This is a genomic window from Luxibacter massiliensis, assembly GCF_900604355.1.
Classification (GTDB): Bacteria; Bacillota; Clostridia; order Lachnospirales; family Lachnospiraceae; genus Luxibacter; species Luxibacter massiliensis.
Map to the genome: position 1 here is coordinate 2,134,482 of NZ_UWOE01000001.1, position 23,799 is coordinate 2,158,280.

Annotated in this window: 19 protein-coding genes; 1 reads left to right on the forward strand and 18 read right to left on the reverse strand. The window is 47.3% G+C overall.

Annotation, left to right across the window (positions count from 1 at the left end):
• Window positions 1-312: 312 nt before the first annotated feature.
• The 17 genes from EFA47_RS09905 to EFA47_RS09985 form a co-directional block, all read right to left on the reverse strand.
• Window positions 313-1,212 (reverse strand): DUF7005 family protein, encoded by a 900-nt coding sequence (locus EFA47_RS09905; RefSeq protein ID WP_122643121.1) that lies wholly within the window; start codon window positions 1,210-1,212, stop codon window positions 313-315.
• Window positions 1,213-1,288: 76 nt separating this feature from the next.
• Window positions 1,289-1,603, reverse strand: a complete 315-nt coding sequence (locus EFA47_RS09910) for an NHLP leader peptide family RiPP precursor (RefSeq protein ID WP_122643122.1) — start codon at window positions 1,601-1,603, stop codon at window positions 1,289-1,291.
• Between the two features lie 101 nt (window positions 1,604-1,704).
• Window positions 1,705-2,016 carry an NHLP leader peptide family RiPP precursor gene (locus tag EFA47_RS09915; RefSeq protein ID WP_122643123.1) on the reverse strand — a complete coding sequence of 104 codons (312 nt, stop codon included), beginning with the start codon at window positions 2,014-2,016 and terminating at the stop codon, window positions 1,705-1,707.
• Window positions 2,017-2,030: 14 nt separating this feature from the next.
• A complete protein-coding gene (locus EFA47_RS09920; protein WP_122643124.1) occupies window positions 2,031-3,308 on the reverse strand; it encodes a radical SAM family RiPP maturation amino acid epimerase in 1,278 nt (425 codons plus the stop codon).
• The gene (locus tag EFA47_RS09925; protein ID WP_164689970.1) at window positions 3,283-4,596 is read right to left on the reverse strand and encodes a radical SAM/SPASM domain-containing protein; all 1,314 of its coding nucleotides are present in this window, start codon (window positions 4,594-4,596) and stop codon (window positions 3,283-3,285) included. Before EFA47_RS09925 ends, EFA47_RS09920 begins: the two co-directional genes overlap by 26 nt.
• 10 nt (window positions 4,597-4,606) lie before the next feature.
• Window positions 4,607-4,957 (reverse strand): NHLP leader peptide family RiPP precursor, encoded by a 351-nt coding sequence (locus tag EFA47_RS09930; protein WP_122643126.1) that lies wholly within the window; start codon window positions 4,955-4,957, stop codon window positions 4,607-4,609.
• 14 nt (window positions 4,958-4,971) lie between these two features.
• Window positions 4,972-5,892 carry a hypothetical protein gene (locus EFA47_RS09935; RefSeq protein WP_122643127.1) on the reverse strand — a complete coding sequence of 307 codons (921 nt, stop codon included), beginning with the start codon at window positions 5,890-5,892 and terminating at the stop codon, window positions 4,972-4,974.
• 29 nt (window positions 5,893-5,921) lie between these two features.
• Window positions 5,922-8,501: an NHLP bacteriocin export ABC transporter permease/ATPase subunit gene (locus tag EFA47_RS09940; protein WP_122643128.1), complete on the reverse strand. Its 2,580-nt coding sequence runs from the start codon at window positions 8,499-8,501 to the stop codon at window positions 5,922-5,924.
• A 15-nt stretch (window positions 8,502-8,516) separates the two neighbouring features.
• Complete coding sequence (locus EFA47_RS09945) at window positions 8,517-10,691, reverse strand: NHLP family bacteriocin export ABC transporter peptidase/permease/ATPase subunit (protein ID WP_122643129.1); 2,175 nt, start codon at window positions 10,689-10,691, stop codon at window positions 8,517-8,519.
• Between the two features lie 25 nt (window positions 10,692-10,716).
• Entirely contained in the window at window positions 10,717-12,291 is a 1,575-nt protein-coding gene (locus EFA47_RS09950; protein ID WP_122643130.1) for an NHLP bacteriocin system secretion protein, read from the reverse strand.
• Window positions 12,292-12,320: 29 nt separating this feature from the next.
• The gene (locus EFA47_RS09955; protein ID WP_122643131.1) at window positions 12,321-12,968 is read right to left on the reverse strand and encodes a CPBP family intramembrane glutamic endopeptidase; all 648 of its coding nucleotides are present in this window, start codon (window positions 12,966-12,968) and stop codon (window positions 12,321-12,323) included.
• A gap of 15 nt (window positions 12,969-12,983) precedes the next feature.
• Window positions 12,984-13,280, reverse strand: coding sequence for an STAS domain-containing protein (locus EFA47_RS09960; protein WP_122643132.1), 297 nt, complete (start codon window positions 13,278-13,280; stop codon window positions 12,984-12,986).
• A 33-nt stretch (window positions 13,281-13,313) separates the two neighbouring features.
• Window positions 13,314-13,736 carry an ATP-binding protein gene (locus EFA47_RS09965; protein ID WP_122643133.1) on the reverse strand — a complete coding sequence of 141 codons (423 nt, stop codon included), beginning with the start codon at window positions 13,734-13,736 and terminating at the stop codon, window positions 13,314-13,316.
• 21 nt (window positions 13,737-13,757) lie between these two features.
• On the reverse strand, window positions 13,758-16,316 hold the full coding sequence (locus EFA47_RS09970) for an ATP-binding cassette domain-containing protein (protein ID WP_164689971.1): 2,559 nt from the start codon (window positions 16,314-16,316) through the stop codon (window positions 13,758-13,760).
• 13 nt (window positions 16,317-16,329) lie between these two features.
• A complete protein-coding gene (locus EFA47_RS09975; RefSeq protein ID WP_122643135.1) occupies window positions 16,330-18,489 on the reverse strand; it encodes an ATP-binding cassette domain-containing protein in 2,160 nt (719 codons plus the stop codon).
• A gap of 12 nt (window positions 18,490-18,501) precedes the next feature.
• Window positions 18,502-19,020, reverse strand: a complete 519-nt coding sequence (locus tag EFA47_RS09980; protein ID WP_122643136.1) for a hypothetical protein — start codon at window positions 19,018-19,020, stop codon at window positions 18,502-18,504.
• A 2-nt stretch (window positions 19,021-19,022) separates the two neighbouring features.
• Complete coding sequence (locus EFA47_RS09985; protein WP_122643137.1) at window positions 19,023-20,546, reverse strand: PP2C family protein-serine/threonine phosphatase; 1,524 nt, start codon at window positions 20,544-20,546, stop codon at window positions 19,023-19,025.
• 560 nt (window positions 20,547-21,106) lie between these two features.
• Here EFA47_RS09985 and EFA47_RS09990 point away from each other — a divergent pair.
• Window positions 21,107-23,041, forward strand: a complete 1,935-nt coding sequence (locus EFA47_RS09990; RefSeq protein ID WP_122643138.1) for a sensor histidine kinase — start codon at window positions 21,107-21,109, stop codon at window positions 23,039-23,041.
• A gap of 15 nt (window positions 23,042-23,056) precedes the next feature.
• On the opposite strand, the gene EFA47_RS09995 is transcribed toward EFA47_RS09990, so the two are convergent.
• Window positions 23,057-23,779 (reverse strand): LytR/AlgR family response regulator transcription factor, encoded by a 723-nt coding sequence (locus EFA47_RS09995; RefSeq protein ID WP_122643139.1) that lies wholly within the window; start codon window positions 23,777-23,779, stop codon window positions 23,057-23,059.
• Window positions 23,780-23,799 lie beyond the last annotated feature (20 nt).

Consider the following 23,799-nt stretch of genomic DNA (forward strand, 5'->3'; position numbering starts at 1 on the left):
CTGAAGTATACCTCTCCCCATCCTTCTTTTGTAGTGCCATACGTCATAAACCCTATATGACAAATGTCATAACTATACACACTCATGGCCCTCTATGTTATCTGCCTATAAAGTCAAATACCCCGATGCAGGCATACGGGGCATCAAACTAACAGCGATGCAGGCATCGGGGTATTTGACCCTCACGGCAGCCGCCAAATGGACATATAAACATGTCCGCTTGGCTCGTTGCTGGCGGGAATAAAAAAGGAATCTGAACAATATACACTGTCCAAACTCCCATTCTATCTTTCTGTAAATAAACTGCTCCTGTCAGTCTGGAATATCTCCCTTGAGTATCCCCGCAAGAGTCCCAAATAACCCGGCCTCCACAGCCAGAATTTTATCCCAGTACTCCTTTTCTTCTATTTCTTCCAGAAAATCCCGGAGCATTCTGATTGCTTTTATTGCATATTCTACATACTGCTCCGGAGTATCCTGTATATCTAAATAGTTTTCAAGGCGGCCTCCCTTCCTGTATTTACTCCCCCATATTCCAAGGCATTTTTCCGCCAGCACCACATCGTAAAAACCGGCTGCCTTTAAAATCCCAAAGCAGTCGGCCACAATTTCATCCACCACCCCATGCTTCTGTTTTGGGAACAGCGAACGGCATACAACATGGCATAATTCATGGTACATTCGGATTTTAAGGGAAACTGCCTCCCACTCTTGATCCGTATACCCGGCTTCTTCTGCGGTCAACGCACTATACCCGCCTTTTGACAAAAGTATAAGCCTGTCTTTGTAATTCTCCGGCTTTGCAGTGAACCTTTTAAACTCCGCCTGCCAGTCTATTCTGCCTGACGTTAAGTACTTCTCTTTATGCTGTCTGATCTTCTGCCAGTTTATTATCCCGGCTATTGTCACAGCGCCCATAGAAGGAGGGACTGCCCGGTCCTCACACTTGTACGCCAGGCATCTGGCCGCCCGTTCAAAGTCCTGCCGCTGTGCAAGGTACAGGATCTCTGCCGTACCTGCCGGCGTGCTGACTTCCCACACTGAATCCTCCTCATCCCCAATAAAATAGTTGGGAAATTGGGCAGGTATTTTCCCTCTGAGTACTATATCTTTATATTCCTCCGTACTGCTCATCCCTTCTTTCACCAATAGGCATAGCTGAGGGTAACGGTGGATATATTCTTCCATAATATTCTGCTTGCTATTCTCCATATTCTTCTCCTAAATGCAGCGGGAGACAGTCCCCTGTCTCCCGCTCTGGATATATGCAGGAGTGTTTGCCCCCACTTTATTTCTCCACTTTTCCTGCACATGCATTTGCAGCACAGCTTCCGTCAACTGCACAGAGGCCGCCTGCCACAGCGTCCAGGTCGTCTCCGCTGAGCTCGTCAGAAACCATCGGAGGCAGAACGAATGTCGCTGCATATGCGGGGTCATTCTCCACAACTTTTACCTTATACCCTTCGGGAAGGGGTTCTCCTGCAATCTTCTCGATTGCTTTAGATGCATCCTCCAGAAGTTCCTTGCGGAATTCCTCATCTGTAGATGCAGTCCTCTGTACCTCAGCGTAGATTTCATTGATTTTTTCTTGTGTCCATCCCATTGTTAGTTCCTCCTTTTAAATTATATTTATGTATAAATACCATAATATACGGTATTTAATACCTGAAAAGACGTGTATCAATAAGGCGCCCTTGAGAAAGCCTATTTACTGATGTCCCCGCCACACGCATCCGCCGCACACCCATCGGCTAAGCAGACCCCTCCTGCCACCATATCCAGGTCATCCTCGTCGAGTTCTTCCGAGACCAATGGAGGGAGGACAAATGTGGCCGAATATGCGGGATCACTCTCCACCACATTCACCTTAAAATCCTTTGGCAGTTTCTCCCCCGCAATTTTTTCGATGGCAGCCGATGGCTCCTGAAGAAGTTCCTTGCGGAACTCCTCATCTGTCATTGCGGTCCTCTGTACCTCTGTATAAATTTCATTAATTTTTTCCTGTGTCCATGCCATTTTATCCTCTCCTTTTATCTGATCTGATTTTCCTCTAAGTATCCTGACCTGTAAAACAACTCTACCTTGTCCAAAAATTTTATTTTTTCAAACTCTGACATCCTAACTGACTGCAAAATATCTTTCACTGCAGCCTGTTCCCCCAGAAACATCTTCAAGCCGTCCCGCTCCTTTTCCCCGGCAATAATACTGCGGCGGATTCCATCGCCCTGAATCCTCAGCCTGTACCCTGTCCATTCATAGGAAATATGATCTGCAAGGGGCAGGGGACAATCCAGGGGCATTTTCTCCGGCATCCATCTCCCAATCATCTCAAGAAGCGCTTTTTTATACTCCTGCGGCTCCTGAAACTTTTTTTCTTCTAATACGCGCATCCCCTTTGGATATCTGTCGCCGGGCCGTTGTACTGATACCAGCATGACAGTCCCCTTTGCCATATTGACGACAAACCCATTGGTACATGCGCTGGAGGCAGAATCCAGGAAATTTTTTCCTTCCATACTCCCGGATAGTTCTATGGCCCTTCCCGACCGGGAATAGCAGTTGCCGGATTCTGGGTTGTTCAGCAAAAGCTCCACATAATACAATTCTTCTGCTGTAAAGGATCTGTAAATCTCTTGAAGCTGTTCCAGGGTAGTGACAGAAAAACGGACTGCAGCATGGGACAGTTCCTCATCTCCCAAGCTTTTCAAAAATCTCTTTGTCCTCCCTACATCCTTTTGTGCAGCGGCAGTTGTGGTCTGTGGGACACAGCCAAACCTCTCTCTATAATCTGCGAGAAATTTCTCATAGTCCGGGTTGTCAAAGGGTTCTGTGGCAAAATAGCACAGCCCTGCCCCTGCTATATCCCCCAGTACATCTCCCGTTATCTCAAGCACCTGCCTCCATACTCCTGCGTGTTCCTCTGTATACCGGTACACAGCTTTCAGTTTCCCGGCCGCAAGACAGCAGAAATTACACCCCATGCTGCATCCTTCCGAAAGTTCAAAGGAGACTGGAATATAGTACAGTCCTTTCATATGCCGGATAATACTGCTTTGGAATCTGTTTCTTGCATTCTGCCTCAAAAACCATGCCCTAAACCTTGGATCTGCAATTTTTTCCTGGGAGCATTTTTCATCCATATAGGCATACACATGCGCAAGAAATCTTTGGTACACTGCCTCAAATTCTTCCTGTTCTTCTGCAGAAACCTTTGGCAGGCTATAATGACCAGGATCGGCAGTATGCAGTTCCAGCAGGCGCTTATGGAGGGCCCACCTAAGATCACTTTGTTCCATACTTTTCTTCATAATGCATCTCCAGCAGAGTCTTCAGGTGATTCTTAAAGTAGGAGCATGTATCTCTTTTTCCCCCGTCCCGGTTATTGAGCAGTCTCATCCTGGGGCATCCGCCGTCGCAGATAGGGAAGAAGAAGCACTTTTCACATTTGGGGTCTTCTAAAAACGACGCCCCCACCATCCCCTCCGCTACAAGGGGCATATTCCAGTTTAACAGGGACGATATATTGCCAATTTCCAGCTCAGGCACCCCCACATCATTCCAGCATTTATATAGCTCTCCTTCAGGACCCACAACATAGGCATTTCGCTTTGTCATCGTGCAGCCCCCCATAAGCCCGGAAGGGAACATGGAGAGGGCATTAATCCCATACTCTTTATGTACGTCCGCCAAAAACCGCCCTTTCTCTCCGGAATCAAAAAAGCAGCTTGTATCTGGATTCGCCTCCTCGCCATGTACAAAGCCAGGATATACGCTGATCCGTTTCCCAAACTGATCTGGGAAACGGTTTTCTATAAATCGGTACACATCTGCAAACTCTTCCCTGTTTGTCCCATCTACATTGACGCGGATATTCACCCTGCCCTCCCAGGAGGACTGCATCAGCGCCTCTATGTTGGACACGATTTTGTCATAGGTTGCCCCTCCGCCAATCAAATGTCTCCTGCTGTCATGGGTTTCCTTTTTCCCATCCAGCGTGATCTGTATCATCGTTGCTTTGAGCTCATCCAGAGAAGAAATGGCCTCCTTATCCAACAGGTATCCATTGGTTACAATAAAAGATGTGTACTCTTTCCCCAGGCTGCTGATTTTCCGGTTCAGGCTCCTGATCCGGTCCAGCGCCAGCAGAGGCTCTCCTCCATACCATACAAGGGCAAGCCTGGAAATCTTTTTATGCTTTTCTATAAACGCAGCAAGCGCATCTTCTGTCTCTTCCGTCATCATTGATGCCGTCCTGTTCCCTTCATAACAGTAAGGACATGCAAAATTACACGCTCTCGTAGGCGCAATGGTCAGCATCAGAGTATGCCCTGCATAGTTGGCTGTCAGCCTGCGCATTTTCAGAATACGGAAAAAATCGTCGTCTTGGCCGTCCTCCACAAGAAAACCGCCGTTGCGCAAATGAAAGTACAGTTCTGGCATGATACTATAATCCACCTTTGCTGGATCCCGGGCAATCTTTCTGACTTGTCCGGCAGCCTTAGCACTTAGCTGTAAAAACGAATTTGATGCAGAATTATACAAAAGCCACCCGTTATTGTCAGATTCAAATAAAAGATTATATCTTGACCATTTCATAAAAAGTCCCTTACTTTGCATCTGCCTTTGCGGCGCATGCATTTGCCGGGCATCCGCCGACTCCTACAGCCAATGCGCAGGCAGATACGATCAGTACCACTGAGACGCCTCCTGCCACATCATCCAGATCGTCCTCCTCCAGTTCTTCACTCAGTAACTCTGGAAGGACAAAAGTTGCATTGTAAGCCGGGTCATTTTCAATCACCTGGAACTTCATGCCTTCCGGCAGAGGCGCGCCTACCTCTTTTTCGATAACAGCGTTAGGATTTTCCAGCAGTTCTTTTCTGTACTCCTCATCAGTTACCGCCCTTTTTTGAATTGTAAGGTAGATCTCATTCATTTTTTCCTGTGTCCATTTCATTGTGTTTTCCTCCTTTAATTGAGTTGTATTGTTAAATTACATTTAATATAATTAAATGCCAAAATTGGTTTACAATAGCAGAAAGTAAACATCTCCATCTGCCGGTTCCCTTTTTCCACCTCAAACCAGAGCTGCCTGTACTTCTCAGAAATCCTGTCCAGCACCCAAGTAGAAAAAGACGGCCCCAGCCAAAAACATCTTTCTGCCCTGTATGTATAAAAACGCCTAATCTTTACAATATCTTGTGCCATGGGTTCTGTTACAATCCATCCAGACGGTGCCTTCTCTCCCTTTCTCACAAGGACAAAGCTGGTATCTGGATCATACCCCCAGTTCTCCTCCCACAGTCCTGGCGAGAGGTAGTCCTCTGGCAGGCTGCCTTCCAGCTCCTTTTTCCTTAGTTCCTCCTGCCACTGCCTTGGGAAATCGTCTATACGCACCGTATCATACCCCTTCTTATGCAGAAGTTCTGGACAATACCAGTGGTATTTCCTGAAATGTCCGAAATCTGCCGTATTTACCCCGACCTGCCTCAAAAATGTTATTTTTTTGAGGGTACATCCTTCTACATTCTCCAGCAGCCGTGCATAAGCCGGGACAGCATCATCCTTCTGCTCCAAAAGCATGATTACTTGGCTCACTTTGTAGTCCCGCTTGATTAATCCCAGAAATTGTTCTGTAAAGCAGATAACATCCTGCCAGCCTGATGCTGAGGCGGCCATTCTCAGATAATGCATATAAAAAGTTTCATCCTTTTCCTGTATAACCCCAAATGTGAGTCCGGCCGGATTCCCCCCTTTTATGTAGGACACAACGACAGGTGTATACTGGGGATCTCCGTACAGAAAAGGCGGCAGAGGCTGTCCCTCCCCCTGCAGTCCTTTATAAATTTCCTCCGTTTCTCTGGGGGTGTTGATTTTTTTAACCTTGCTCATACCATACTCCTTAACTGGCATAGTTCCTTTTACGCCATCTGGCGGCTCGCCAGTTCATAAAAGACCCCTTTTTGCTCCATCAGTGTGTCAAAATCTCCTTCTTCTACAATCCTTCCCCTGTCCATCACAAGAATTCTGTCGCAGTCGATCACAGTACTGAGCCTGTGGGCGATTACAAGCCTGGTAACATGAAGCCTGTTCAGGCTGTCGCACACCATAGACTGTGTTACATTGTCCAGCGCCGATGTGGCCTCGTCAAAAAATAAAACCTTCGGCTTACCTGCAATGGCCCGGGCAATCAAAATCCTCTGCTGCTGTCCGCCTGAGATCGTGCCCCCCATCTCTGATACAACTGTATGCATACCCATTGGCATTCTGGCAATATCATCAGCCAAGCCAACCTGGGCCGCCACCCGTTCTGCATCTTTGAGTGTTGCCTTTGGCGCAGCAATCACAATATTGTCGAAAATACTGCCTCCTATCAGCCTGCCGTCCTGCAGCACCACGCCAAACTTTTTCCTCAGTTCACGCTTATCCAGCCGCTCAATATCCTGGGAATCATAAAAGATTTTTCCAGAAACTGGCTTTTCAAACCCTAGAAGCAGTTTCATAAGCGTGGACTTCCCACAGCCTGAAGCTCCCACTATTCCCACATATTCCCCCGGACGTATATGTACGGACAGATCATTTAACACCATGCCGCTGGATTCGTCATAAGCAAAACTTACATTCGCGATCTCAATATTCCCTGTCAGCTCTCCCGGAAGTTCTGCATCTTCCGTATATTCCGGAAGAGTCTGGAGAATCGGCTTGATCCTCTCTAACATAGGAAAGATTCCATTTAACTGTGGCAGGGACGTGCCCACCTCCATCATTGCCGCAGAAAATGAGCCAAATGCAGCCATAAATGCCGTAAACTGCCCAGTGGACAGGATCAGTCCCAGCTCCTGTTGATTTTTCACCATCTGGAAATAGAGAAAGAGAGAAAATGCATTGGCCGCAACGACTGTAAGCATATCAACTACATTGGTAATCCTCTCCTTTCTCAGTGTAATCTTTTTCGCACTGCTGTAAGGTTTCAGATATTCCAGGAGCGCCCTGTCCTCTACCCCTGCATTCCGTATCTTCTGGATCCCGGAAAGATACTGGTACATCCTGCTGTTTGCCTCTGCACTGTCCTCCAAAAACTGTTTTTCATATTTCATCTGCAGGAATGAAAGTATCAGTACAACGATCATGACAGCCAGGACCATAAGCAGCGAAAACTTCATCAGCTCTGGGGAATAGCCGTGCATCTGCGACAGGTATAAAAGCGAAAATGCCGCTGATATAAAAGTTTTGATGGCCACAGAAGAAATCAGGTTGTACATACTGTCAATTTGCAGGACACGGTCCGACAATTCCGCCGACTTATATTTTCTGAAAAAACTTTCCGGAAGATTGAACAGCCTCTCACAGGCCGCGGCAAGCACCGCATTTTTCATCTTGCTGACGCCCCGCAGGGAGGAAAGATTCTTCACGATTGTAAAAGCAAGATTTCCAAGGTTGCAGGCCAGCAGGACGGCACATATCTGAATCAATCCATTCCCTGACCCCACAGGAATATAGTTGTCATAAATCTGCTCTGTCAGCATTGGGAGCAAAATACCGATGAATGTGCCCAGCAAGGTCAGCAGGCAGAACCGTATCCAGTCATATGCCTCCGATGCTTTCAGGGAAAATGCAAACATCTCCTTGATTGTCAGCTTCTTGTTTGGAAAGGGCGCATATACAGCATATGCTTTTGGTTCAAGCAGACTTGCTATTTTCTCGTCCACCCGCCGCCTGTCATGCCTCTCAGGGTTGTAAATCGTATACCCCCTTGTCCCGTTGGGCACCAAGGCCACGGCCCCATGCCCTTTTCCCAGGAAACCGATCATGGCGTCAGAATCATGTTTCCACCAGCCATGCTCAAGCTGCACCTCCCGGATAATAAAATTCGATACCCTGGAAATATCATCCAGCCGGAACCTTCTCCCCGCAGACGCAACGATCTTGTCATAGGGCGACAGGCTGATATTCTTCCTGTCACACACATATGCCGCCGCATCGTACAGCCGGTTGCCGCTCTCCGGAGTCACTTGTCTGTGGGAACCTTTGTCAAACAGATTGTAGATCAGCCGCAGTCCCTGCCTGCGTGTCTCCGACTGCTCTTTTTTCGCAGAGAAAATATACCCTTCTTCTTTTATACTATTACGGTCATAGACCTCCAGGATCAGGTCCACATAATTTTCTTCTCCCAGATTATACAGCCTGGCACGGTCCACAAATTCCTCGCCCAGATCCTCTGTCATCGTACCGCTTTCCCGGCGGATTTGTGCCGTATCCAGGGCGCTCAGGCAAAAGCAGTGGGTTTCTCCATATCTCTCATAGTAGAAGGACGGGATTCTTTCTCCCTCCTGGGCCTCATGGAGTAAAAGCCGTCTTCCGTTTTCCCCGTCCTCAAAGACCGGCATGACAAAGACCAGTACAGTACCTTTCGTCACCACGTATGTATCCGTATTATTTTGTGTAAGGTATGTATCTCCGCCCTTCAGATGTATCATTTTTTTCAAAGTAGCTTTATCCATAGCCTTTCTCCTTGTCTATATGTTCTTAATCAGGCGCTGGTAATGGCCTTCCTGTGCTGCAAGCTCTTCATGTGTCCCCCGCTGTACAATCTTCCCGTTGTCCATTACCAGGATCTCATCACAATCCCGGATTGCGGAAAGCCTGTGCGCCACGATGATACATGTGCAGCCCCGCCGTTTGATATTATCTACAATTTCCTTCTCTACAAGGGGATCCAATGCGCTGGTGGCCTCATCCATAATCAATATAGAGGGGCTTGTCACCAAGGCCCTGGCGATTTCCAGCCTCTGCCTCTGCCCGCCTGACAGGTTTGTCCCCCCTTCTGAGAGAACGTAGTCATATGCGCCTGGTTTCCTGACAATCACATCATGAATACATGCATCCTTGGCCGCCTGTATAATATCACTTTCCAGAATATGCCTGTTCCACATAGTAAGGTTATCCCGTATGCTTCCTGAGAACAGCATCACCTGCTGGCTGACCGTGGACACGCTGATGCCCATGACCTCCGGCGGTATCTGATCCATCGGCACGCCGTCAAAAAGCACTTCCCCTGACCAGGGGCGGTACAAACCGCTCAATATTTTAGAAACCGTGGACTTTCCGCTGCCTGATGCACCTACAAAGGCAATCGATTTCCCTGCGGACAGCCGGAAAGAAAAATCTTCTACAAGGGGCGCTTCCAGAATACTATAGCCAAAAGATATATCCGTTATATCCACGTTCCCACATAGTTTTCTGTCCAGCTTGGCCCTGACAGCATTGGGATCTTTGGCAATGTCTGCTTTATACCTCTGTATATCTTCCACCCGTCCCATGTCTGTCTTCATTGTCTGTATCTTCTGAATAAACCCTACCAGGCTGTTAATGGGGATAATAAATGAGGCGAGCAGGCTTGTATATGCCACAAGCTGGCCCACAGACAGCGTTCCTCTGATAACCAGAAGCCCGCCTGTCATAAGGACAAGGACATTTGTGGTGTTTTTTGAGATCTCTGGTATAGAATTTAATATCTCCTGCGTTTTAGACATTTCCTGGCCTTTTGTTGCAACTTTCCCGTAATGTCCCATAATGCGCCCCACATATTCATTTTCCACTCCAGAGGCTTTCAATGTACTGGTTATGGATACGCCTGTATAAAATACTCCGTACATTTTTCCTTTGTCCTGCTGCATCTTCTTAGACATATCCTCCAGCCTTGAGGCCGAGAATTTCATTAGAAGGATGTTGACTGCCGCCCCTGCCACACCGATCATTGTCAGCATGGGACTGTACAGCAGCAAAAGAACAAGGTAAAAACAGGATACAAAAATATTTAGAATGGTTTCTCCAAGATCGCCAGCCAGAAATACACTTACATTATTATTGTTCTCCACCCTCCCTGAGAGATCTCCCACGCTTCTCTGCTCATAAAAAGCCATTGGCAGCCTCAGCATATGTGAGATAAACCCATGGGCGGATAGGAGGGCCAGTTTATTTTGAAGTTTCAAAAGCAGCGCACTTTTCAGATACGTAAAAAACCCCTGAAAAGTAATGGTCATACCCATAAGGATCAAAAACTTCATAAACCAGGCGGTGGTCCTTCCAATGAGGATTTCATCAATAAATACCTCGGAAAACACCGGCATCATGATTCCCGGCACAACGAGAAAGAGGCCAATTACAAGAAGTGACAGGATAGAGGCCCCCTGCCCCTGAAGACGCCCGCGTATGAAATGCATCAGCGTCTTCTTCTGCCGTTCTTTTTTAAATCCTGGTTTCTTCTTGAACTGAATCGTAATTCCTGTGTACCCTTCATCCAGCTCTTGTTCTGTGAGTTTTCGCCTTCCCCCTGCTGGATCATTCAGATAATAGTACTTTCCCTTTTTTCCCTCAAATACAACAAAATGGTTAAAGTTCCAGTGTATAATGCAGGGAACCCTCGCCTCCTCCACAAGCTTCCTGAAACTGTATCTGTAACCTTTTGCTTCAAGTCCCAGCTTCTTGGCCGCCTTGACCACATTGCTGGCCTTGCTTCCATCCCTCGACACTCCAGTCTCAATACGCATTTGTTCAAGGGGAATTTCCCTCCCATAGCATCCAAATATCATAGCCAGGGATGCGGCACCGCATTCTGTCGCCTCCATTTGGAAAACAGTGGGAGTTTTCACATATGCTTTGTTCTTCACAAAAATAATTTTATCTGCCATTTTTTCTCACTCCGTCAGTCTTTGACTATTCCATGTTGAATTTTTCTTTCAGCTTGGGAATCAACATAGTGATCGGCGGAACCTCCTCTGTAATCACACTTCCCTCCAGCAGAGTACCTACTTCCAGATCCACTTTCTCCCCTTTTGCAGTAGACCATGCAAATCCACTGGCAGTGTGGGAATCTGTATCCAGTTCACACACCACTTGCAGGACGGCCCCATCGGAACTGAATGTGGTGGCCAGGGTCTCATCCCCAAGGCGGGTATAAAGATCTGCGTAGGAAGTGACATAATTCGCTACCGATGTAACTGTCGCCGTCATATGCCCATATTCCTCTTTTGGGAGGTTTGTGGCATATACATTTACTTTCATTCCCTCCCTTACATTCTTCCCCTCGGCAAGAGACATGAAATAAATGGCCTGGAGTTTTCCATTGCTGTCCATATCCTGCTGGCTGATTCTTGCCATCTCCATATCTATGGCAACTGTAGAGCCATTGGTTGCAAAGGTAGAATAAACGGTCCCTGATACGCTGGCTTTAATCTCCTGCCCATCTTTGAGCTGCTCATAATTCTTAAGTTCCGTGTTGAGCTGGTCAAGAGTGGCTTCTTTCGTAGAGTCAAACTGGCTCTTGAGTGTTTCCTTCTGTACACTCTCTGCCGAAGCTTCCCCTGATAGCTGTACCTCCATAGTCTTTATCTCTGAGCTGATGGATTCTTCTTTACTTTTTGCCGTCGTGTATTGGCTGAGCGCAGTGTTATATGCGTTTGATTTCGCTGTTCTGTCTGCAGCAGTGCTTCCTGCGCTGCCTACATAATTTTCATATGCAGCTTTTTTCTCCTCATAAGCCGCTTTTTTTTCATCCCTGATACGCCCGGCCTCCTCCGTCTGCGCTTTCAGCTCCTCATTGTCCGGCTGCGCCCCGTAGGCTGCCTCTGCTGCCTGATAGGCGGACTCTGCCGCCTGGTATTCTTCTGCTGCTGCAGAATAGTCATACTCCACTGAAGAACTATTGTCAGAGGCCAAAGCATTATAATATGCATCTGCCGCTGCCTCCATCTCCGCTTTCAGCCTGGCTGTCTCTGCCTGAGCCTGCTCATATTCTGCCCTAAGGGCGGCCAGGGCCGTCTCGCTTGCCTCTGTATCCAGAGATAATGCTAGTTTATTTCCTTTAATTTCAATCAAAGCCTGATTGTCAGAAGTCACAACGTCATTCTCGGAATCATATGTAACTGCCTCCACATCCTCTATCCGTTTCTGTATCTGCTTGATTGCCTGTACGACTTCCGTACTGCCCACCTCATAGAGAACATCCCCTTCTTCTACGTAATCACCGCTGCTGACATACGTATTAGTCACAACGCCCTGTGTCTTGGCATAAACAGACGTCAGAGTACTCTCTGTCAGCAGAATCCCTTTCCCCTCCTCAGTGATCGGCACACGTCCTATCACTCCCCACAGGGCCACAACTGCTATAACAAGAACCCCTGCTATGAGGGCAAGCCAGGTCATGGGGGAATTAACCACAATCATTTTGTCCAGCTGCTCTGGGGATGACAACCTGTCCAGAGACTTTTTTCTAAATAATGCATTTGCCATTGCCTATCTCTCCTTAACTCCATCTCATTTTATAAAAACAGTCCGTTGCTCCAGTCCATAAAACCATGGAACAATACTGCTCCATAAATTGCCCCTGTCTTCTTTAAAAGAATACAAAAGACAATATGCCATACAAAGGTCATAACCAGCGTCATGCCGTACCCATTCAGTAAAAGCTCCAGAAAATTGCCGCTCACCACGGCCTGGTAGGGAATATGCAGCAGCATGAACAGCACTCCGCTCAATATAACCGCCCCATACTTACCTTCCATCACACTTTCCAGGCGGCCCAGCAGGTATCCCCTGAAAATCACTTCCTCGGGAAAGGATATCAGAGCCATAAAATATACAAGATTAGGCACTATACTCCCCAGGGGGGATAGTTCCCCTCCTCTGAGTATTCCCGGTATAATACCATTGACAGCTACAATCACCGCCGACCAGGCCAGTCCCGCCAGGCAGGACGGCACAAGCCTGCCCCGGTCAAACCCAAGGGTTTCCCGGCCCTCCCCCTTTCCCTTTACAAGGGCAAAACAGAGGATAGTAAAAAGGATATTTACCACAATCACAAATGGTATTCCCGGCCATAAAAGCTGCAGGAGGCCGCTTGCCAGATAAGACAGCATCAGGCCGCACCAGACTGCCGCCGCGCGGGTTATTTCCCTCTTTTCTCCCATCACAGGTCTCCTATTCTATTCAATTGTTAGTATGTCTATGAAACCCGTCATTTCAAAGACTTCCATAATGTTGTCATTTACATTCTGCAGAACCATCTCCCCCTGATTGTTCATAGTCTTCTGGGTGGCAAGAAGCACTCTTAATCCTGCAGAGGATACATAATCCAGACATGCAAAATCCATATACAGCTTCTCTATGCCATCCAGCGACTCTCCTAATTTCTGCTCCAGCTCCGGGGCCGTTCCCGTATCAAGCCTTCCTTCCAGGTTAATCGTCAGTGCATTTCCCTCTTTCATCATTTTGATTTTCATAATCTTCCTCCATACTTACAAATATTTTCCTCTTTATCCCTTTTTAATGGTCAGTATGTTATATCCATCCTCATATTTGTACTCTACCTCATCCATCATTTTACGGACTATATATATTCCCAGGCCGCCTATCTGCCGCTGGTTTGCCGAGAGCGTGATATCCGGGGCATCTTTTTTCAGAGGGTCATAGCGTATCCCATTATCCTTAAAGGTAATCACGGCCTGCCCTGAATCCTCCTGCATGTTAACTTCTATTGAAACTATGCCTGCAAGTTCCATATCCCCCCTATCCTGATAGGCATACTGGGCAATATTCACATATATTTCCTCCGCCGCAATCAGCAGCTGCGTCCGTACTTTCTCTGTGCATCCCTTGGAATCCAGATATTGGTTGAGAAAGCAATGTACCTGTTCCCAATTCTCCTGTTTTGCCGGTAAGGCCAATTCATTCTGCATCCTATCTCTCCCATCCTCTGCCTATACTGAGATCAACTGTCTTTTTGCAAGTTCATAAAAAATCCCCTTTTGCCTGAGTAATTCACTATAGGTCCCACTCTCAGCGATCCTTCCCTGATCCATGACAAAGATCCGGCTGCATTTTTTCACGGTATTAACACGGTGTGCAATCACAATCCTAGTCATACGTTTCTTCTCAAGCATTTTCATGATCCGGCCCTGGGTGTCATTATCCAGCGCGCTTGTGGCCTCATCCAAAAACAGCACGGCCGGCTTATGTGCCAGTGCCCTGGCCAGAAGAATACGCTGCTTCTGCCCTCCTGAAATCGTACTTCCTGATTCTGTCACAAGAGTATGCAGTCCCATCGGCATCTCTTCCACCTCTTCCTTTAACTGGACCTCCTCTAAAAGTTCCCATGCATCCTCAAGGGTCAGCTTTTCCGCCGAGACAGCAATATTCTCATAGATACTTCCTGTAAAAAGCGATTCTTCCTGCAGTACCACGCCCAGCTTCTTCCTGAGTTCCGGCTTATTGATATGCTCCAGATCCCTATGGTCATAGAATACTACCCCCTTGTCTGGCTTTTCAAAGCCAAGCATAATCTGAAAAAGTGTGGATTTTCCGCAGCCTGATCCCCCCACAATGCCAATATAATCTCCCGTCTCGGCTTTAACTGAGATATTATTTAAGACCTGCGTTTCCCCCTCCCCATAGGAAAAAGAGACATTGCTGACTTCAACTCTCCCGTCCAGCTTTCCTACACTGCCATAGAGTCCCTGAGATTCCGCATAATTTTCCAATATAGGCCTGCACCTGTCGTATGTGGGAAATATAAAATCTGCCTGCCAAAAAGATATGACCGCGTCACATACATTCTGCACAAACAACTCTGAAACAGTAAACAGGCCTACAAAACTTCCAATGCTCCCCTCTGCCATCCAGGGCAGGTACAGCAGAAACAACAAAAGCATTGTGAATCCTGCGTACAGTTTTGCAAACGAATCCAGCCATGCCTCCCCCCGCCCCTGTGTCATCTCCTTTTGGCACATCTTTGTATATTTCTTCAGATATTCGTACAGTGCCCTGTCTTCCATGCCATCTGTACGAACCTTCTGAATGCCGCACAGATATTGGAACATGAGCGCATTCATCTTTCCCTCTTCTCTCTGCTTTTCCCTCTCCACCTTAATGTGGTTCCTACAGAGCACAAACGCCAGCAGGCCGAACACCGCCGCGCAAAGGATCACGTACATTCCTATCCACCAATGATAGGCTAACATACGTATCCCAAATATAACCCCATATACAATGCTAAGTGCTGCCCCCAGAAGTCCTCTGAACCCATCCCGGAATATCCTTGCTGACCTGACCGCCCGCTGCCCTAAGTCCGCCGCGTCATATCTGCGCAGTATTTCCTCAGGGAGATGCATCAGCCTGTCATACAGCGCCGGCATAACTGCATTCTGCATTTTATTCAGATTTCTGTACATAGTCATATTTTTCACGAGTGTTATGCAGAAATGCCCGGCCATGCAGACCATGGCCATGGCTGCAAACTCTGCAATAATTTTCATATCTGAGGCGGCCAGCAGTACATCTGCCAGATATTCATAAGAGGCAGGAAGTATAAGCGCTGCAAACGCACCCAGAACTGTCAGGCCAAAAACCGCGATCCAGTCTGCCAAATCTGTCTCCTGAATACCAAACCAGACCAGTGCCTTTAACCCTATAGTTTTCTTTTCAAAGGGACGGTAAAATATAATTCCCGTCTGCTCTATCTCTCTTTCCTGTGCATCCCCCACCCGGGTGATTCTCCCTGCCTTTGCCTCATACATATAATAGTTTGACCGCTTTCGGAACAAGGCTACCGGCAGACCATCCTTCTTTTTTCTGCCCATAAAGCTTCCAAAATCCTTCCTGTGCCACCCCGGCCCCAGCCATATCTCCCTGGCAGGTATTCCGGATGCCGAAGCCATTTGAAAGACATCCATGCTTCTTGTATACTTTTCTTTCAATTTCCCGAGGGGCAGAAGCTTATATCCCTCCCTTCTGCACAGAAATGCGGCAGTCTGATACAGAACGTCCTTTTTTACAGGGAGCTTAGTATCTTTTACAGGGGTTTTGCCATGTTCCCATCCTGTATTTTCTGCGATGAGATTTCTACAGCTTTCAATACTGCTGATCCGCTCACTGGCAGATGCATATACATAAGCCTCTGCTTTAATCATGCCCATATTATATTTTTCAATTATTTCTTCCTGGAACATATCCCCATCCAAGAGAAATACTCCTGCCTGTTCTGCAAATACCCTCCGCACCTTTTCCAGAGATATCCCTGTACGGTTTAGTTCTATTTCCGCCGGTTCTAGCGCAGTAAGCTGAAAACTCCAGTCTTTCCCCTCAGCTTTCTTATCCAGAAAGGGGATATCCTCCCCTGCCTTAACAGTACACAAATACAGTTTTCTGCAGGGAACATTGTCCTCATAGGGAAGAATATGGACCAGCAGGCTGCCCTTTACTACTCTGCCATATATAGATGCATCCCTTGTCCGATATGTCTTTCCTGCCTTCAGTTCCATAGTGATAGGCTCCTCATTCATTCTTCATCAAATTCCTGTATATCTCTGATGTTTCCACTAATTCTTCTTGTGTCCCCGACGCCGACGCCACACCTTTATCCATTACAATGATTTGGCCGCAGTCTCTGATGGCGGACAGCCTGTGGGCAATTACAATACAAGTGCATCCCCGCCGTTTAATATTGTCGAGTATTTTCTTTTCTGTGACTGCATCCAGTGCGCTCGTGGCCTCATCCAAAATGAGGACCGTAGGATTTTTTGCCAGAGCCCTGGCAATTTCTATGCGCTGCTTCTGCCCGCCGGATAGGTTGTTTCCGTTTTCTTTTATGAGATATTCATAGGCGCCCGGCTTATTTATAATCTCATCGTGGATACATGCATCTTCTGCAGCCTGGATCATGTCGCTCTCCATAACAGCCGGATTCCACATGGTCAGATTATCCCGGACCGTCCCGGAAAATAATGTAATCTCCTGGCTGACAATGCCGATTCCCGCTCTGAGTGCATCCCGGGAAACTTCCTGGATCCGTCTGCCGTCTATAAAAATTTCCCCCGACCAAGGCTGATATAAACCACTCAGCATCTTTGCCACTGTGGATTTCCCACTTCCTGATCCACCTACAAAGGCAATGGAACCCCCGCTCTCTACAGCGAAAGACAGTTCCTTTATAAACGGGGCCCTGAGCCTGTGATATCCAAAGGAAATGCCCTTTACTTCAATCCCTCCCTGAATCCCTCCGCCAATATCTGTCTTTAACGCCGCATCTTCTTCCCCGCTAAACCGTTCTTCTTCCTCATAGGATGTAATATCGTCCATGCGGAGTATATCTACCTGAAACTCCTGGATCTGCCTGACAAATTCCGCCGCCTGCATCACCGGTACTAAAAAGGCCCCAAATACACTTAAAAATGCAGTAAGGCCTCCCACTGTCAGGCTCCCCTCAATTACAAGGCTGCTTCCTAAAAAAAGAAGGAGCATCAGCAGAATTTCTGGTATTGTCCCTGTGGCCGTAAGAATCATCTCCTGCGTTTTTCCTATCTTCTGCTCCTGGCCCATTGCTTTAGCGTAATGCCCAAGCACCTTTCTTGTATAAACCTCCTCAGCGCCGGACGCCTTAATGGTCCTGCTTATACTGATACCCGCATAAACCGCCCCTGCCAGCCTGCCCTCATCCTGCCTTAACCGTTGCATGTCATCCTGAATAAGGCGAAATCCAGCCATGACAAACAACACGAATAAAAAGACACCCAGGCCGCCGGCCAGGGCAAGCTTTCCACTGCAGAAGATCATATAGGAAAAATAAAAACATGCGGTAAAGACATCCAGTACCATCTGCGTCAATCTTCCGGACAGAAATTCACAGACTCTGTGATTGTCCAATACCCTCTCACTTAAGTCCCCTGCATACCGCTGCTCGTAAAAATTCATGGGAAGCCGGAACATATGGTGCAAAAACTCAAATGACGTATGCAGCGCCATCCGGTTCCTGAAAATCCTCAGTATCCATCCTCTGTAGAGCATCCAAAACATCTGGAACAACAAGAAGCCTGAAAAAACTACAGTAAAAGGCATGAGCCATCCTGTCTGCCCTTCCAGCAGTATACGGTCTATAAACCCCTGTCCCATAACTGGGACCAACATGCCGGAAAAGGCAAGAACCCCCCCCGCCACAGCCAGAGCCAGTATATCCTTGCGTTCTTCCTTCACTCTGCGCCAGACAAGTTCCCGCACTTTTCTGTCTTTTTCCCCGGCCTGATAAGAATCCCCTTTCTGAAATTCAAGCACGATCCCAGTAAAGCATCCGTCTATCTCTTCCTCACCCAGCCGCCTTCTTCCCGCATCAGGGTCATTGATATAAAAGTACTTCCCTCTTCTGCCCTCATATACGACAAAGTGATTAAAGTTCCAGTGAATAATACAAGGCAGTGAAACATCTTCAAGTCCCGCCAGCTCCATCTCATATGCATGCCCCAAAAGCCCAAAGCTCTTTGCAGCCTCAAGGATATTTCCCGCGCTGCATCCATCCCGGGAAATCCCCGTCTCAATCCTGACTCTTTCAAGGGGCACGTTTTTTCCATGCCATGCAAGTATGCTCGCCAGCGCAGCAGCCCCGCACTCCGCCGCCTCCATCTGAAAGACAGGCTGTGTCCTCACGTATTTTTTCTTTCTCATATGTCTTCTTCCCTACAGCCATAATTCAGCCGGATGTACGCTTTCTTTCTGGATCTTCGCCTGCAGCACTTCCCCATCCCTAAATCCCGGCTGTTCCTCCAGCACGCAGTGGTAAATAACTGCTGCCTGGCCGCCTGTCAGATATTTCACCAGCAGTTCATTTTCTTTTATATATGCAGGCAGCCCATCCCATGTATCCCATAGATTTTCTTCTATAACAATGTAGGCGGATCCCGACACTTCCCCGCCGTTTTTCTCCCTGAAAACCACCTGCATCCCTTCTTTAATGTCTGCCGTATGGCCTGCAGGCACAAAACAGAGAACCTCGTTTTTCTCCTGAATATAAATTCCTGTGCCTTCTGCCGTCAAAGGGACTTTCCCTAAGAAGGCCCAGGCCAAAAACGCAGCGAGTACAAATAAGCTGCCTGCCGCCGCAATCCACCAATATGCAGGCATATGGCGGACAGGTGCATCAAAACGCTCCCCCGCCCTTAATTTTTCTTTTGCATTCTCCCTGAATTCCACCGACATAATTATGTAGCCGCTCCTTTGTATTCTACAACCAGCATCGTAATATCATCCGCCTGCATTGCCCCCAGGGCAAAGGCATCAATCGAGCTGCTGACAGAGGCAACAATATCCTGGATTCCCCTGCCTTGGATCTGCCGGAGCTCAGTCTCAAGCCTGCCCTCCCCGTACAGCTCCAGCCCTGTATTGACTGCCTCCGTAACACCATCTGTGTAGAGGAGAATCTTCTCCCCGGGCCGCAGCACTGTGCTTTCTGTACGGTACTGTATCCCCTCCATTGCCCCCAGGACAAATCCATGCCTCATTTTAAGCATTTCTACAGTTTTGTCATCCCGGCAGATATAGGGGGCATTGTGCCCTGCATTGCTGAATTCCATCTCGCCAGTATTTAAATCCAGAATCCCGAAAAAGGCAGTGATAAACAACCCTTTCTCATTCCCCTCCAGAAGCTGTTCATTAGAGTTGGCCAGGACCTGTCCTGGTTTTTCCCCCATAATGGCCTGATTTCTTATTGTGGTTTTCCCCGCCATCATAAAAAGTGCCGCCGGTACGCCCTTGCCTGAGACATCTGCAATTACAAGCGCAAGATGGTCTTTGTCGATTAAGAAGAAATCGTAAAAGTCTCCTCCCACTTCCCTGGCCGGGCGCATGTCTGCATAGACGTCAAATTCATGTCTGTCTGGGAAGGCGGGAAATACAGAGGGCAAAGCTGAGTGCTGTATATCGCTGGCAATCACCAGATCTGCCTGTACCTTAGCCGACTCTGCGGAAATACGGACTGCATCAAACAGCGCGATATACATAAAAATATACAGTGCCACCAACCCTACGATTACAACCCCAGTCACAAATACATTTGAACTGTTAACACTTCTGAAATTCAGTCCCAGCAGCTTAATCACAGAGATTACCAGCAAAAATACAATATAGGATGCAACCGGAAGCTTCAGGAATTTCCCCAATTCCTCCTTGATTTTATCTAATGTTTCCAGAAGAATATTTTTAATAAATACCCGCAATATAACTGTACTGATCCCCATCCAGAATATTTCTATCAGTACTCTGGCCGATTCCGGCGGATAGTCATAGACCTTTTCTGTAATTCCCGGAGAGAACAGACGCCCTGTGATCTCGCAAAATACATGCAGTACGATCATTTCAATGAGAACAACCAGAAGGGTGACAAAAACCTTTTCTTCCCACCGTTCTTTATATAAGAAAAATGCTGCGGTAAGCACGGCCACACCGGGGACCATAAGCTGTATAAAATTTGCCAGAGACATTAAGATATTGCCGAGCCATGTCTCCGAACCTCCCCGGGCAGCCTCATAAGTGATAATCAGATTTTTAATTTCTTCAAAAGCAAACTTGGAAAATACTGACGCCACAAAAGTGATAATCCCGAAAATAATATACTTTTTAAGGTTCCCCTTTGCATTTTTATTTTCTAACACCATAGATATTATAAAAATACAAAAAACAAAAAATACCCCTGATCTGACCCCTTCACTCCAATACTCAACTGACATTACGTTTTCTCCAATTCTCAGTATGTCTTAAAATCCGCATTTGAACAGAGAGAGGGCGGAAGGGTATGCCTCCCGCACCTATATTCACCAAGTACGTGTGATCTCTACTTTCCCACCCGAAACCTTTTCAAGCTCTTCAGCCTTCAATGGTTTTTTCTGAGGTTCTTTTTTCTGAATATCTTTTTCTTTTTTCTTTTTTTCCATATCCGTACCCTCCTTCCTGCTTTATTTGTATAGCAAATCAGGTTTTGCAGTCCCTGATACTATACTCTTTTTTCCATTTCCTACTATCCGGCAGCCGGATTTTTTCTACAGTGCCATGCCTGCGCCCTGAAAAATATAAGGATTTTTTATTACAATAAATAGATTTTCGGGACTTGTATACTGCTTTTACAAAACTGGGCAAAAAACCAACAAAATTGGGCGCTGGTTTCTTTTTTCCCCATTGACACAGAAAAACAGCCACTGCTATGCTATAAATATGACAATTACTGTTTGGAAATAATCCATTTCGACGTCATAAAAAATCATATTACTATTTATTACGGAGGTACCGCATCATGCAACATTTATGCAGGCTCCCCAAATTCGCAGCCGCCCTCATAATTTCCCTCACTCTATGTGTCCCGGCTTCATTAGTCATCTTTTACTACACCTATACAATGGAGGATATCTCCTATGACCTCTCCCTGTTTGAATCCCGCGGGGAGGCCACGATAGAATCATCTGACAGTAAGGGATGGACGGTCTATACTGTGACCAACGGAAAGCAGAAGGAACTAACGGCCGATGGGTTTGGAGGCTACACCGGACTGGACTATGCCGGGCAGACATTCTATTATTCGCGCAAACTGACAGAAAAGCTGGACAGTCCTACTCTGGAGCTTGGCGTAGCCAACCGGACAATCGCCGTCTTTTTAGATGATTCCCCGATCTATACAGATTCTCCGGAATTGGACAACCGCATAGGATATCTGGAGCTGCCAATGCTGGACTATGACCGAACAAAAAGCGTTACCGTGTCCCTCCCACTGGATTATGAAGGAAAAACTCTGACAATCGCACAGTCCAGCCCGACGGACCAGGAGTCAGACACACCTGATTACAAGGCAACGGTCTACCCCCTTGAGGTCAAGCTATACTGCGGGTATGCCTATGAAAGTGAACTGATCTCCGAAACTGCCCGGACAATGATTCCTGCGGTCTTACTCTTTGCACTGCTGCTGTTTCTATTGGGCGTATTTCTCTGGAACGCTTCTCTTGGCCAGATTCTGCCGGGACTCCCCATCCTTGCCTTCACCATACTCATCCAAATATGCAGCGTGCTGGTAGGTGCAAGCTTTGCCCATGAATATCTGCATGAGTTTCCCGTAGATCTGGGCCTATTATTTTTCCACCTGTCCATAGGGATGCTCCTAATGTTTCTCGCTGTACAGGCAAACGGGTTCCGCCCTCTGTTTTTCATATGTTCCCTTTTTCAGGCGGGAAGTACTGCAGTCTTTGCATTGGCACAGGCCGGATATTTGACTTCTTATGGGGATCTCTATCTATTCCTCCTAAACCTGCCCCAGGTCACCGGTTTTCTGTGCCTGTTAACGGCCCTGGCCCTGAGCTTCATCCTCTGGCGCCGGCACAGCCGTTTTTTCCGCTGCCTGTCCCAGGGGGCGCTGGCTCTTGCCATTGGATATGTACTTTTCCTTGCCGTATGTGCTATACAGTCTCCTGGCTATACCCTCAGTGTATTTTCACGGATTGCCTCTGAGGCAGCCATCCTGCTCCCCACCTTTACCCTGAAGCTGGTCTGGGGCCTTTTGCTTCTCCCTACGCTTTACGCGGCAGTCCTGGAAGTCGTGGAACATGAAGCCGAACGCCGGGCGGAGGCCGAAGTCCTGACAGAGAAAAACGAACTTGCCCTCAAAAGCTATGATAATCTTAGGCACCAATCGGAAGAAATGCAGATGATCCGGCATGACACAATGCGCCATTACACGATGCTCCGCCGTTTGGCGGAAGAAGCGCCCGAAAACCTGGTTATTTACCTGGATGATCTGATCGGGCAGGTAAGCAATGTGCGCCCTGTAGTAGCAACGGGCAACCGGCTTTTAGATATCATTCTCAACGGCGAGCTGAACACGGCCGCCAGGCATGGGATTGAAATCGAAGTCGTGCGCTCCCACGCCCCAGTGACCCTGCCTCTCACAGATACAGAGGCATGCTGTCTGTTCACAAACATACTGGACAATGCAATCACCGCCGCCTCTTCTTCTCCGACACCGTTTTTAAGGCTGGACCTTCACTGCCGGTATCAGCATTTTGTATTTTTTCTGGAAAACTCTATAGGGAAAGAAACAGACAAGAAAAAAGAAAGACCCACGCCGAAGCATGGGTATGGTTTAAAGATTATCCGCAAAGTTATGAAAAGATGGGGTGACATGGTCTACATAGAACAGTCAGAGACAAAATACCAAATGACAGTTGTCATTCCTCTGAAATAAAGTCCCGCATTCCTCTCAGCAATTCATATAAGCAAAAAAATCGCTCCTCACCTCTTTTATGCGGTGCTTACTGACAGGAATCCGTTTTCCTCCAGTAAGCTCTATAACCGTACTTTTCACTGTACGGATGTATCGGCAGTTCACAAGAAAGCTCTGATGGCACCGTATAAACCCTTGGCCTGACAGCCTTTCTTCCATCTCTCTTATGGAGCACCTGACATTGAACTCCTCTTCCGCCTGCACAATCCGGCATTTCCTTCCATTGATTTCCACATAATATATTTCTTTGGCGGATATTTTTTTCACCCCGGATTCCGCCGGCAAAAGAAGAGTGTCCTTCTCAGCCTCCCGCTTCTTCCCATAGCAGAATTCCACCGCCTCTTTCAGCTGGACTTTCCGAAGGGGTTTTGCCAGATACCGGGAGGCCATGACCTCGTATCCATAGAGTGCCATTTCCCGGTTATTGGAAATAAATACAATGGCCTCATCCTGCTTTTCATCCCGCAGATAGCGGGCCAGTTCCATTCCGTCCTGTTTTGGCATCATCACATCAAGCAAAAGCAGGTCAAACTTCTGCCCCTGCTTCATCACATTTAAAAATTCTTCTGCACTCCCATAACAGAAAAGCTCTGGACAAATCTTTTCCTCGCAGCACACTTCTGCCGTCATCTCTGCAATTTCTGCCCTGTCAGCCTCCACATCATCCAGGACAGCTATGCGGTATACCGGGTATTTCATGTATATTTCTCCATTTCTTT

Bases quoted from the DNA above. Each gene is read 5' to 3' on its own strand.
- EFA47_RS09910 (WP_122643122.1), bottom strand. From the start codon at position 1,603: ATGGGATGGACACAAGAAAAAATCAATGAAATCTACGCTGAGGTACAG.
- EFA47_RS09905 (WP_122643121.1), bottom strand. From the start codon at position 1,212: ATGGAGAATAGCAAGCAGAATATTATGGAAGAATATATCCACCGTTAC.
- EFA47_RS09960 (WP_122643132.1), bottom strand. From the start codon at position 13,280: ATGAAAATCAAAATGATGAAAGAGGGAAATGCACTGACGATTAACCTG.
- EFA47_RS09935 (WP_122643127.1), bottom strand. From the start codon at position 5,892: ATGAGCAAGGTTAAAAAAATCAACACCCCCAGAGAAACGGAGGAAATT.
- EFA47_RS09930 (WP_122643126.1), bottom strand. From the start codon at position 4,957: ATGAAATGGACACAGGAAAAAATGAATGAGATCTACCTTACAATTCAA.
- EFA47_RS09940 (WP_122643128.1), bottom strand. From the start codon at position 8,501: ATGGATAAAGCTACTTTGAAAAAAATGATACATCTGAAGGGCGGAGAT.
- EFA47_RS09955 (WP_122643131.1), bottom strand. From the start codon at position 12,968: ATGGGAGAAAAGAGGGAAATAACCCGCGCGGCGGCAGTCTGGTGCGGC.
- EFA47_RS09945 (WP_122643129.1), bottom strand. From the start codon at position 10,691: ATGGCAGATAAAATTATTTTTGTGAAGAACAAAGCATATGTGAAAACT.
- EFA47_RS09995 (WP_122643139.1), bottom strand. From the start codon at position 23,779: ATGAAATACCCGGTATACCGCATAGCTGTCCTGGATGATGTGGAGGCT.
- EFA47_RS09925 (WP_164689970.1), bottom strand. From the start codon at position 4,596: ATGAAATGGTCAAGATATAATCTTTTATTTGAATCTGACAATAACGGG.
- EFA47_RS09980 (WP_122643136.1), bottom strand. From the start codon at position 19,020: ATGTCGGTGGAATTCAGGGAGAATGCAAAAGAAAAATTAAGGGCGGGG.
- EFA47_RS09915 (WP_122643123.1), bottom strand. From the start codon at position 2,016: ATGGCATGGACACAGGAAAAAATTAATGAAATTTATACAGAGGTACAG.
- EFA47_RS09990 (WP_122643138.1), top strand. From the start codon at position 21,107: ATGCAACATTTATGCAGGCTCCCCAAATTCGCAGCCGCCCTCATAATT.
- EFA47_RS09965 (WP_122643133.1), bottom strand. From the start codon at position 13,736: ATGCAGAATGAATTGGCCTTACCGGCAAAACAGGAGAATTGGGAACAG.
- EFA47_RS09920 (WP_122643124.1), bottom strand. From the start codon at position 3,308: ATGAAGAAAAGTATGGAACAAAGTGATCTTAGGTGGGCCCTCCATAAG.
- EFA47_RS09950 (WP_122643130.1), bottom strand. From the start codon at position 12,291: ATGGCAAATGCATTATTTAGAAAAAAGTCTCTGGACAGGTTGTCATCC.
- EFA47_RS09985 (WP_122643137.1), bottom strand. From the start codon at position 20,546: ATGTCAGTTGAGTATTGGAGTGAAGGGGTCAGATCAGGGGTATTTTTT.
- EFA47_RS09975 (WP_122643135.1), bottom strand. From the start codon at position 18,489: ATGAGAAAGAAAAAATACGTGAGGACACAGCCTGTCTTTCAGATGGAG.
- EFA47_RS09970 (WP_164689971.1), bottom strand. From the start codon at position 16,316: ATGGAACTGAAGGCAGGAAAGACATATCGGACAAGGGATGCATCTATA.